Source organism: Brucella pseudintermedia, assembly GCF_008932435.1.
Taxonomy (GTDB): Bacteria; Pseudomonadota; Alphaproteobacteria; order Rhizobiales; family Rhizobiaceae; genus Brucella; species Brucella pseudintermedia.
The window spans coordinates 219,021-231,484 of the sequence record NZ_WBWE01000007.1 but is presented as its reverse complement, the minus strand read 5'-3'; the positions used below and the strand labels follow the sequence as shown (position 1 = coordinate 231,484).

Below are 12,464 nucleotides of genomic sequence, written 5' to 3'. Positions count from 1 at the left end.
TCGTGACCCAGTATCTCCATCCGCATCGTCTACCTCAATCTCAAGACACGTCATTAACGTCGTCGCTAAAGACGTGTCTTACGTCACGAGGCTTTGCTTCAACAGGCGGTAGCAATCGGGCCGTTACCAATAATCCGCTCTTCCGTAAATCGCTGCTTCTTCATTCGTCCGTCCTTTATTGGGCCGGAATCTAATCCATTCTGGAGGAAATTCTCAGTGGCAGGTCAATCGCTACCAAACCTGGGAGCCGGGGAGTGTATTCTATTTTCCAAATAAGGGTGAGTTCACATTCGAGAAAGTGGACAATGAGTTTAACGCGTGGACGCCATAAGCATCACACGCGATTTCGGAATTTTCCGCCTCTAATCTCAAAACCGATTATTATAGCATCTGGCCTCAGCGCCATTGAATCGTAGCAACATCCAAGGCCAAGATGACTACGTTAGAACCCTCGCACGATCTTATGATCCCACAGATACCCCATCAGCGATGCGGCATCTCCGGCTGATACGAAAATTCTATCAAAGTACGTATTGAACTCGCGTAACATATCGACTTGATCATCTGAAAGGGAGAATTCATTTGTCCGGAACGTGTAACGGACTCCTTCCTTAAATAGTTCGGATATGTATCGGATGCCATCGGTGCTAATTTTGTTTATTTCCATCATCGCTGACACCTCAGCATTTATGCTAGATTTCTCCAGATACTTTCTTCGCAGAACATTGGTCATCCAGAATTGCGTTACCGATCCAGAGCTGGTGACGGAATTTTTATGTATCCGGTGACTATAGAGTGCTTTATTCAAATAATGGAATTTACCTTCACCAATAGTGCGTAACGCAAAATCCCAGTCCTGCACTCCAGAATAATTATTATCACATCCCCCAAGCGCTAAATAGATCTTGCGTCGGATGACCTTTAGATGAGAGGCCACCATTCCCAGTAAAACATCATCTTCAATTGAGCCCGAAGGCTTGATCCAAGGATACCCGCCATAATCAGAGCGGGATAAGAAGTGTCCGCTTTCGTCCACATGATTCTTATCGGTAAAAATATAGTCGGCCGATGTTTCTGCGATCACTTGGGATATCTCATCAACAGCTGTACTCAGAATATAATCATCACAATCTACGAAAGCGATATACTCTCCAGAACATTGCTCTACAGCTATGTTTTGTGTTAGCGATATTCCATAATTATCATCATTCTGGAACACTTTAAATAGAACAGAGCCGCTATCGATAGCACGCAACGCATCGATTACGCCTTCCTGTGTAGATCTATCATCAACAACAACCACTTCAAAGGGAACCGTTGTTTTCTGATTGATTATGGATTCTATACATTGCTTCAGATATGCTTTGTGATTAAACACCGGCACGACAAACGAAATAAGCGGCGTATCATTCGATGCTGTCCCACTCTGCTTTATCAGAGTGGCTGCCCGATGGGAGCGATAATCCTGCCTTTGCGCTTTTCCACCCCGGCCAGAATTGGAACTACTGACGTGTGGGCGATTTTTTTCATCGTCTGATAACCTACTGCCTTTATAGAAATTCAGATGCCAATCACTTGATGCTTTCGCAAAGCTCGGAAATTGAGGAGCGTAGAGTTTGTCGAGAATTTTTGATGCCTCTACCCACGATTCACCCATTTTATCGAGGCAGCGCGTCATACCACTCTCATGCAAGCGATAAATTACACCTACGAATGGACAATATATGAAGGCATTTCGCTGCCTGCCCGCCAAGATTGACCAGAATAACCAATCCTCTTTTCCATAAAGCTTCTCTTCGAAAAACAGATCATCGAAAACCGACCGGTGGAACAACCCACAATGTATCGGTATTGAGAAACCGCGTTCCCATTGGAAAAGAAAGCTCTCTACCGTAAAGGGAAACCGATTTATGGAATGTGTCTCATCCCGTAAATTTCGCAGCCATTCGTTCGCGGTATAATAGCCACACACGGAGACGAGTTTGTCTCTCGAACATTGCAGCTGATCAACCTGCCGTTGGATCTTTCCTGGCAACAATACATCATCGCAGTCGAGAAGCTGGATATACGTACCCTTTGCTTCGCGAATGCCGGCATTTCTCGCCGATGACAGCCCGCCATTCTCTTTATGAATGATCCTAACACGAGGGTCGAGTTTTTGAGCTTGGTCGCAATAATGTTTGGCGTGCCCCTCAGTGCTACCATCATTAACGACAAGCACCTCTAGATCGCCTTCATAGGAGGACAATGCTGATTGCACAGCGGAGTGAAGATATTTTCCCTGATTATAGTAGGGAATAATCACGCTGACAGAGTTCATTTTTCCACTACGCTCGCTCATATCCAGGAATCTTTTCAAGAGCTTCGAGATAAGATTGCTCATTGTGTCGTCCATGCGCCAGCTTAATAAGGCGCTCTGTTCGAATCTTGGCTTCGGCCTGATCGCGAAAAATGTGCCTCAGCGCTTCAGCATAAGCTTCAGCCGGAGCAAATTTATCAATGGACCATCCGGTCTTGGAGTTTACAAGTTCTCCAACTCCACCGACATTAGATGCAACAATCGGATAGCCCAAGTACGCAGCCTCAATGAGTGCGTTAGGCATACCTTCTTCCCGTGAGGTGAACAGGTACACGTTGCCTTTGCCCATAATATCCCATTCTGTAGGGTTCCGGTAAGGGCCGCACAAACTGATGTTGTTCCTCTCTTTCAATTGGGCTTCGTAATCTCCATCGACAACTGAACCACCAAATACCTGGAAATCGCAAAAATCCTCAGTCAGCGCCGCGATTTCAGCCAACAGATCAGGTCGCTTCTGTCTATCAAGGCGACCGGCCCAATGCACCTTACATCTCGCACCAGATTGTTCCTGAAGAACGCGGCTATTCAACAATCCCAGTGAGGTGTCGACACTCATTGTCTGATCAAGTTTGGATTTATTGTAAACAACTTTGAACTTTCTGGCATGCTCCGGAAGACCTAGCCTGAGCGGACCTTCGAGCGCGAACATTTGATTGTCTGTAACGACACAATCAATTTTATCGATATTTGGTGGAAGGAAATCCTGTCCATATCCGATAATCTTCGTGTCATCCATGGAATCAAACTGCAAACAAAAAACGCTCGCCACCACATTTATCTCGGAGAGAAATGACTGCGGAAGCCGCTTGAGCAGATCGAATGCAACAATAGAATTCACAATATGAAAAGTCTTCAAGGGGACTAAACGCATCAGTAGGAATAGATAGTCCTCTCGAGCGGACACCCCTTCCACTTGATCTGTTAAATCCACGACCACTATATTCTTGGGTAGCTGGGGAAGTGTCCGTTTCGGGCCATTGTCTGTTAAAATGATCAGTACGGAACTGTCCTTATGGTTATGCGCGTATGCCTTAGCATAGTCGATTGCTACCGATTCAGCTCCACCTCCCGCATAGAAATTAAGTGCCAGCACCAAATTAACTGGTCCATTCTCTTTCATAAATGAAAGGATGTTATCCAGAAGAGAAGCTGGCAATACAGTTGTGTCCACAAAAAGTGAGCTTATCTCTACATTATCATCGGCAACCATCTCAGCGTTCGTGATTGTTCGAAACTTTCGAGTGGCTCTAAATTGCTTTATTTTTGAGGGTAACTGTCCATCGATAGTCCACACTGCGAACTTCACACATCGCTTTATAAAAGTCCGCAGCCAAGGAAATCTATCCAGCCCCCTGTTTATTTTACTTACCAAACGCCACGATAGACTACGCTGAATAGCTTCGAGCTGAGCGACTGCGCGCGCGGCTCTTTGCTCTTGCATTGCCCCCCAAGCGGAACTGCGCGATAGAGCGTCCCTGAAGCTCACCTCCTGGTCCGCCACCTTTTTGACTATATGGCCCAAAGCAGATTGAAGCGTTTGATTCTCACGAAGAAGCTTCTCTTGATCGAGTTTATCGTGTCCGATGGTTGGCGCCCCATCATTTTGAACCCGCCTCTCAGCACGATTTATCATCTCATGTCCTCATTCTGACGTTTTGTCGCGGTTACCATTCCTACAGTAACTGCAATCCTTTGATAACCGGCAGGGAGCCATATCTGCATTATTTTCCCTATTATAATGGATATTCGGTGCAATCTTTGCTTGAATTCGGAATATGATTTTGTAGTATTAATATCGCAATCATCGATTTACCTTCGTTATGCAGGTATAAGATGGAAACTCTGCCATTCCCGACAAAAATTCTGACTAGCTTAAAAGCTAAACCAATAAGTAATCACTTTATCACTGACGCCAGCGATACCATTCCTGAGCCAGCGCTTCTATCTTTCGCTGCGCTTCCGCGATCATTGGGGTGTAACGCTCGTTTTCAAAACCCCAGAGCGTCGACGTCACATTCTCCTTATGGCCAACCAAAAATGGCACGGCAACAACGACCCGAACGTCTTCCTGCCGTTCCAGATACCTGTCAATCGTATTCGTGACAGCATCGGTATTCAGCGGATCCCATTGCGACAATAGCTTTAGCGAATGTTCATTGTATATATTGAACACCGTACTGGTCATCTTGTCGATGGTAACGTAAGTTCGCCCGCCATATTTATCAACCGAGATGACCCTAGCTTTAGGATGAACGTCAGCCATTAAGCCAGAAAATATGTCCCATCTTGATTTACGCCTATCGAGATACTCATTGATCTCGTAAAGAATACTATTAAAATTATCCGGAAGCTCGACATCATCTTCAATGACAGTCAGTCTGCCCACTTCATTCGCGAGCGCGTATCGCGATAAAGCATTAAAGCTGCTTCCACAGCCAATCCACCCCGAGTTATGACGAATGCCGTCAAACAACTCACAACCATCCGGTAACGACTGGGTTATTATCCTGCGCCGTTCTATCGTTTCGGGCAGCGAGAGGGCAAAAAAATCACTCTTTCGAGCCACATAAATCGGACGATTGAGGATAACATCGGCTGAAACAACTCCAATCGCCACCAGAAAGCGATCAAACATGAAATTGAACCGGGCGGCACTGACCGAAACAGCTCCTTCAAGAGCCCTGCTGATCGTTTCAACATTGTTGAGCATTTCTGACGCGCGGGCCATCATGCTGTCGATGGACCCCTCATCAAAGAACTTCACGGCACCTTCAAGTTCTGGATACTCATCCTGATCGGATGTCCCCTCAGAAAGAACCGGCACACCCAATGAGATACACTCGCATATCCGAGGCATTTCTAACAGAGCGCCTTCATAGTAATGAATATTGACAACAACCTTCGATTCTTTAATAATGGCGTAAATTTCATCGCCAAATAGATCATTGCATATCTTGACACTATACTTCTCTTTCAGCCTCTCAAGAAATATTCGGCGTCTATCGCTACTTAAGCTATCTCCATAGAACACAAAGTCATATTTTTTCTGTGTTGCGTTGCCTTCATCGTCTTCATCACGCGCTGCTCCAATGGGCAGATAATGCACATTCGGGTATTTCAGGCCATTCTTGGCTAAGAAATCAATATTCGTCAAAGAATATTCTAGCACCCCAAGTGATTCTGTTAAAACATTCATATATTTCTGCGTGAACCATCTTGAACTAACAGATTGCTCAAGCTGGAATATGACACGTTTACTTGCCGGCGGAAGATACTTAAACATTTGCGGACACAAGACGATATAAAAATCATGATCAAAACTCTTAGGAGAGTCTGTTACGATTTCACTTTCTATCCCATGGTTTGCCAAACGCTCAGATATTGCCCGGGCGATAAAAAGGGTGTGGGGAGTACAAAGAATTCCCCACACTATACCGTTGCCGTTCGCAAGTCGTCTACGTAATTTGACATGATTATATTCGCGCCCGTACCATTTCACGCGCTTAAACAATCCTGAAATGTCTCCCCGAGCCAGATAGCGTAGTGCATTGGTTATCTGTCTCAAGCGACTGACGAATTTCGGCATGGCTTTTTGGTACCCTGCAATAATAAGGAAAGATTCACATACTGGAAAAACGCAGCATCAACTGTCAGGCATTCAACAAGCCTACACCAGTCAAACAACAGGTTCATTCTGTCATTCGCCGAAGTAGGTCTTCAACACCTCCTCAGGGGAGCCATCCATTTTGACTTGACCGTGTTCAAGCCAAATTATTCTGTTGCAGTTTTTCTTCATCAGGTCTTTTGAATGGCTCGCGAGGACGAGTATCTTTGTGGAGTCGACCAACTCGCGCATACGCGCATTAGCGCGCTCCTTGAAGTCTTCATCACCCGTCGAAAGCCATTCATCCATGATCAGGATTTCAGGTCGAACCGCCGTTGAGGTTGCGAATGCTAATCTTAGCTGCATACCTGACGAATATGTTCGGAAAGGAACATCTAAAAATTCTCCGAGCCCAGAAAAGTCAGCGATTTGTTCAAACTTTTCCGCAATTTCGTGGGGCGGCATTCCCATCATAGCGGAGCGCAGACGAATGTTCTCCCGCCCTGTCGCATCCGGGTCAATTCCCAGATTTATATTGATCAGGGATACACAATTGCCGTTGATGACTGAACTTCCATGTGTCGGCGTATAGATGCCAGACAAGACACGCAGCAATGTGGTTTTCCCCGAGCCATTGTGACCTATCAGACCAACTCGATCACCATCCCTGAACGTCATGGACACATTGTCAAGACCTCGCACGATAACCAAACGATCACTTCGTCTTTCAATTTTCCCACCCGTAGCAATGCTGAGAACTCTGTTTTTGAGCGAACGACTGGTCGAATTATAGATAGGAAATTCGACACTCACATTTTGAAGCTGAATCAAACTCATTTTCTACAACCAATACGCTACACGCCAGCGATACCGCCCAAAGAATAGGATCGCGACGATCCAGCCAATCATCCCGCAAGCAAAACCAAAGGTCCAATCGAGCAACGATTGCGGTGAACCAAATAGCGGTGCGCGCACGAGTTCGATGAAGTGATAGAACGGGTTCAGTTCGATAAATGCTCGGGAAACGTGGTCTGGCAGTATCTTAACCATCCACATAATAGGGGTGGCATAAAATAATACCTGCAAAATGTTCGTAACCACCTGCGTCATATCGCGAAATCTAGCACAAAGAACAGCAAGAATAAGCATCATCCAAGACAGGTTGAGACACAGCAAAATAAACCCAGGAATTACCCAAAGCACATTAAAGCCAATCGTCCGACCCAGAATAAGGAGAAGGACAGGAAAAATAACAATATTATGAGCAAAAATAATTATGTTTCTCCACAATGCACGCATGATATGCGTAAATAGCGGCATCCGAACTTGCAGAATAATTCCGTCCGAAGATGTAAACGTCGTGCATCCCTCATTCAGACAAGTCGATATAAAACCCCAAGTAATAACGCCCGCACACAGATACGGAAGAAATTCACGCATCTCACTTTGAAAAAGCGTTCCAAAGATAAGACCCAGCGCACCTATAAAAACGGCCATGTTCAAGGTTAGCCAGAAAGCCCCCACCCTAGAGCGCCGGTAACGCTGCGCGACGTCCTGCCATCCAAAAATCAACGCCAGGCGATATTTGGACAAAGCTTCCACAATGTCACTAATGGCAACCTTTGGCCCTTTGGTTGGCTCTGCCGCTACCACGTCGTGGGACACTCTCGCTCCAGATATCTCGATACTCATGATGTTTCCCGGGCTAATCTCTTATTTGTCACGACTGCCACTTTCTCGAATATATTTGTCAATCCAATGGGCGTAATTGAAGAAATGTTACCATTAAGTCAACTCCGTCGTTACTCTGGAATATGGCGCATTTAGGGTTCCCTCATTCTGGCGCTATTTCAGGGCAACGAAGAGAAATAGCGAAAGAGGCAATTTTGCATCGAAAAACCGGCACAGTATGTCTGCGTAATTTTGTTAAGATCGAGTCCCTGTCGGGGGAACATTCGAAAAAAGAAACGGAGCACTGCCATTAAGCGCGCATCCTCCACACAAGATGGAATAGAGGCCTATTTGAACAAGAACAACAGGAATTGGATTTTGTTAGTGTTTCATGGCTGGGGCGCCTGGATTCGAACCAGGGAATGGCGGTACCAAAAACCGCTGCCTTACCGCTTGGCTACGCCCCAACAAATCAAACCGAAGCAATCGGTTGCGCGGCCTTATAGCCGCTTCGAAACCGGAGCGCAATCGCCTAATCACGAAATCCCGCCCAAGCTTACAGCCTCCGTGAAGAACGTTCTCAACACCAAAGCAATTCGCGCTTTATCCTATTCAAGTGGCATGCTTCAAACTCCAGTTTTCACGCATGTCCTTATCGCGAAACCGGTTCCCACTTTCGGGAGACATGCTCCAGGACTACTGGCCGTCACATAAAGCGAAACCGTAGATTTGCGTCCCGCTTCAAAGCTGCTACTTCCTATGAAAACTGTGTTCTCGGTGTTCGCTATGCTGTTTCTGTTGATCTCATTTCTCGTGAGCGCCGCCTTATGCGGCATCGGTCTCTACCTGCTGAACCGGCTCTTGCCCGAGCGATTTCTTGCGGCCCGCATGAGTTCGCGTTCCAATCATACCACAGTGGCGCGACAAATCGGCGGGCTGGCACTCATTCCCGCAATCATTGCGACGTTGCTGATCTTCGCCCCGGATCTGGAAGTCAACGCTCAACTGACGCTCTGTCTTTCGGGAGCATCGCTATTGCTCTGGATCGTCGGAGGGCTGGATGACCGCTACGAGCTCTCGGAAATTGTCCGGCTGGGGTCGCAGTTTATCGCTGCCGGGCTCGCGGTTTACGGTCTGGGACCGGATTTCCGGCTGTTGCCGGAGCTTTTTCCGCACTGGCTGGAGGCTGCGCTCCTCGTCATTGCGCTCATCGTAGCGATCAATGTGACCAACTTCATGGATGGTCTCGACCTGATGACCGCGGCAGGCATAGGGATTCCGCTGGCTGGCATCGGCATTCTGGCCGCCCTTGGTCTCTCCGGGCTGGAGAGCGGCGGCATCGCAATTATCGCGGCAGGGGGAATTCTGGGATTCGCACTGTTCAACCGCCCGCCAGCCACGATTTTTCTGGGTGATTCAGGAAGCCTGCCGCTTGGGTTGATTGCAGGCATGGCGCTGATCCTGCTTGCGCGCGAAACCCATATCGTCGTCGCGCTGATCGTGCCGCTTTATTATATTCTCGACGCAGGCACGACCATCGTGATGCGGTTGAGCCAGGGCGAGAATATCCTGAAAGCGCATTCCAAGCATGCGTACCAGACAGCGAAGCGCTCGGGCTGGAGCGTGCTGAACGTCGTCGGTCATGTGGCGCTGCTTAATCTGGTTCTCATCGCCTGCGCCATTGCGTTGCTCGCTCTCGACAACACAATCACGCAGGTCGCCTTCCTGCTCGTGGCAGTCGTCGCGACGCTGGTTCTGCTGCTGGATTTCCGAGGGCGCTTCAGGAAGCTATAACGTTGAACAGAACCTTGCGGACCGCATCGACATCGCCGCTTTCCATCGCAATGCGCAGTGCGGCAAGGCTGGCTGGAACATCCACGGCTGCCTTGTTGCCTTTCGGCGCGCGCATGATCTTTGGATGGCGCGTCGGCTGCGCCAGTGACGGATCGTAGAAGAGTTCCTCGTACATCTTCTCGCCTTCGCGAATTCCCGTCACCTCGATGGCAATATCGCCGTGCGGATTCTCTTCATTACGAACGGTCAACCCTGCCAGCAGGATCATGTTCTCTGCCAGATCGCGAATCCTGACCGGTTCGCCCATCTCCAGCAGTACCGTGTCGCCGGATGCGGCTATGCCACCGGACTGCACGATAAGCTCGGCAGCCTCCTTGATCGACATGAAATAGCGGGACAACCGAACCGTTCGATCCCAGCACATTGCCGAAACGCACCGAATAGAACGCCTTCTTCTGTCCCGACTGCTCGGCGAGCATACCGCAATAATATACGACCAGTTCGGCCCAGCGCTTGGTTGCGCCCATCACATTGGTTGGCCGTACTGCCTTGTCGGACGAGATGAGGACCATGCGTTCGACATCCGTCGCAAGAGCCGCCTGGGCCACTTCCAGCGTGCCGAAAACATTGTTGAAGATGCCGACCAACGGGTTCTTTTCAACAAGCGGCACGTGCTTGTAGGCCGCGCAGTGATAGACCGTATCGACATTGTGATCGCGAATGGCCTTCTCGACGCATTCGCGGCTGCTCACCGTGCCGAGGATAGGCACAATCTCGCAACCGGCTATCTGTCTCAGTTGCCTGTCGATGTTGTAAAGCGCGAACTCGCTTGATTCGAAAAGGACGATGGAGGCGGGGTTCCATTGCGCAATGGTGCAGCAAAGCTGGCTGCCGATCGATCCGCCAGCCCCCGTCACCATGATGCGCCGGCCCTCGACCACTTCACGCAACAATGCCGCGTCCGGCGGCACCGGCGAGCGTCCAAGCAGGTCGTCGATTTCAACATTGCGCAGCGAACTGACCAGATATTTGCCCGCCGTCAGATCGGCAATCGGCGGAAGAATGCGCGTGTTGACTGGGAGGCGCCCAAGAAGCCGAGCAAAATCCTGGCGCTGCTTCTGTTCCAGCCCCGGTTCCGATACGACCACCTGCTTGATGCCGTAGTTTTCGATCAGGGCGGGAATGTCTTCCACACCGTAGACACGCAGTCCCACGATATCCATGCCGTTGAGCTGACCATCAGGATCGACAAAGCCGACAACCAATGTGTCGCTATGACTGCGAAGCGCAGTTGCGAGCTGGCGCGCGGGCTCGCCCACGCCAATGATCAATGCGGAACTCGTATAACGTTTGTCGGATTCAGCGCTTCGCAAAAGCCACTTCGCACCGAACCGGCTTGCCGAGATGAAAACGGTGCTCAAAAGCCAATAGAGCAGCGGAACCGAGCGCGGCAGGCCCGCGCTGCCGTAGAGTTCCATCAGGAACACCAGCGCAACCCAAAACAGCGAGGCAATGGCCGTGGCCTGAAAAATCGGCCAGATCGCACGTTCCGCCAGATAGCGGATAATGGCGCGGTAGAGCCCGAAGCGAATGAAGACCGGAATTGCCAGAACGGGCGCGATGAAAATCAGGAACGTTTGTCCCTCGTTCGGCACGAAAACGAAGCCGAGCCGGATCACGAACGCGATATAGGCACTGAGCAACAGCAGAGCACAGTCGCTCAGCATCAGGATGATCTGTTTGCTGGCGCGGGGCAAAAGCGCCAGTCTCTGCCATGGATATTTCAAACTCATACGCGTGTAATCCCGCTCTCCCACGGAGAGAAATACCGGAACGATTCCAGCGCCATAAGGCTATTCATACTACTATTGGGGACTAAAATTTAGTCAATCCCTTCGCGGCTTGCCGCACGTCGTAGCTGCGAAGCATTCAAATTTCTCGCCACCGTTATCATGAGTCCTCCGGCAGGACTATATCAATTGCCGTTTCAGGCGCTTAACAAACATCTTTTGGCCAAATTGGGGCCGCGTTCCGTCTCGTGGTTCCCGCATGTCCCGGCCCCAAACCGGTTGCCGCTTTCGGGAGACCGCCAGAGCGGACGCGCTCACACAGGTTCGCGATTCCGCTCCATCGCTTTGATTTACCGCATTTGTTCGAAGCCAGATAATTCCGGCTGACTGCAAATGCCCTAGGCAATTATCGTGCCGCTGCGAATGCTTCGCCAATTCACGCCATCCGAAAAGAGCATTTCCGCACCGGACGGACCATCGGTGACGAAAGCGATCGCGCCTGCGTCATTGCTCCCGGCGGAAGGCAGCGCCGCGACTACATAGGAGGCGGGGCGGATTGGACCATCGACATGAAGCCGGGCCTGCGGCCAGACCGAACCGATGGCGACGTTGCCGGTCGCGTGATCGATCTTGATCGCCTCCTGCCATTGTCCTGCATCGCTGCTTACCTTCACACTGAAATCGTTGCTGCCATTCAGCCCCATTTCGGCAAAACGGGTCCAGTTGGTCTGGTATAGAAGGCTTGCCGTATCGGTGACCGCCTGCTTGTTTACCTTGATCTGGTGCCCTGCCCCGGCATTGTTGAACAGGCTGGCATCGGACGAGACCGCGAGCCGGTTGACCGCATCGGCCGTCGCCTGCACGCCCAGCATTGAGAGGGACTGATGTCGGGGACCGATGAAACACCCTTCCAGAGATTGTCATCGAGAACGAGCAGTTGCGCTTCATCCTCGACATAGGCCTGCCAGCCGACAGCAGGCGCAACGAACAGCCATCCGCCATCGATAAAGGAGGCAATCGTTCCGTCTTTGCCGGTCCATGCCCCGGCAGATGGTGCAGCCACCAGAAAGCGGTCTCCGCTGGCAGGGGTTTCCGGCGTGTCTGTTCGGGTTCGCGATTTGATGCTCAGATGCACGACAGCATCCAGCAACCGCAAGGCCTCATTGTGGGTAACGTGCTTCTGCGCCTGGCTGGGCAGAATATAGGGCAATTTCAGATTTGGGGTTTGGTCCATGAAAAACTCCTC

Annotated in this window: 6 protein-coding genes, 1 tRNA gene and 2 pseudogenes; 1 reads left to right on the top strand and 8 read right to left on the bottom strand. The window is 49.9% G+C overall.

The window, feature by feature from the left end; translation table 11 throughout:
- Window positions 1–442 precede the first annotated feature (442 nt).
- The 6 genes from F9K78_RS11515 to F9K78_RS11490 form a co-directional block, all read right to left on the bottom strand.
- Window positions 443–2,383: a glycosyltransferase family 2 protein gene (locus F9K78_RS11515; protein ID WP_235925414.1), complete on the bottom strand. Its 1,941-nt coding sequence runs from the start codon at window positions 2,381–2,383 to the stop codon at window positions 443–445.
- Window positions 2,328–3,992, bottom strand: coding sequence for a glycosyltransferase family 4 protein (locus F9K78_RS11510; protein WP_151682214.1), 1,665 nt, complete (start codon window positions 3,990–3,992; stop codon window positions 2,328–2,330). Before F9K78_RS11510 ends, F9K78_RS11515 begins: the two co-directional genes overlap by 56 nt.
- A gap of 270 nt (window positions 3,993–4,262) precedes the next feature.
- Complete coding sequence (locus F9K78_RS11505; RefSeq protein WP_151682213.1) at window positions 4,263–5,945, bottom strand: CgeB family protein; 1,683 nt, start codon at window positions 5,943–5,945, stop codon at window positions 4,263–4,265.
- A 111-nt stretch (window positions 5,946–6,056) separates the two neighbouring features.
- On the bottom strand, window positions 6,057–6,800 hold the full coding sequence (locus tag F9K78_RS11500; RefSeq protein WP_151682212.1) for an ABC transporter ATP-binding protein: 744 nt from the start codon (window positions 6,798–6,800) through the stop codon (window positions 6,057–6,059).
- A 3-nt stretch (window positions 6,801–6,803) separates the two neighbouring features.
- Window positions 6,804–7,655, bottom strand: coding sequence for an ABC transporter permease (locus tag F9K78_RS11495; protein ID WP_151682211.1), 852 nt, complete (start codon window positions 7,653–7,655; stop codon window positions 6,804–6,806).
- A 371-nt stretch (window positions 7,656–8,026) separates the two neighbouring features.
- A tRNA-Gln gene (locus tag F9K78_RS11490) sits at window positions 8,027–8,101 on the bottom strand.
- A 319-nt stretch (window positions 8,102–8,420) separates the two neighbouring features.
- Between F9K78_RS11490 and F9K78_RS11485 the strand changes: the two genes are divergently transcribed.
- Complete coding sequence (locus F9K78_RS11485; RefSeq protein ID WP_151682210.1) at window positions 8,421–9,428, top strand: MraY family glycosyltransferase; 1,008 nt, start codon at window positions 8,421–8,423, stop codon at window positions 9,426–9,428.
- Here the strand turns inward: F9K78_RS11485 and F9K78_RS11480 are convergent.
- Window positions 9,415–11,221 (bottom strand): annotated as a pseudogene (locus F9K78_RS11480) (polysaccharide biosynthesis protein). The gene F9K78_RS11485 and the pseudogene F9K78_RS11480 overlap by 14 nt on opposite strands.
- A 395-nt stretch (window positions 11,222–11,616) precedes the next feature.
- Window positions 11,617–12,452, bottom strand: a pseudogene (locus tag F9K78_RS11475) (DUF2793 domain-containing protein).
- Window positions 12,453–12,464 lie beyond the last annotated feature (12 nt).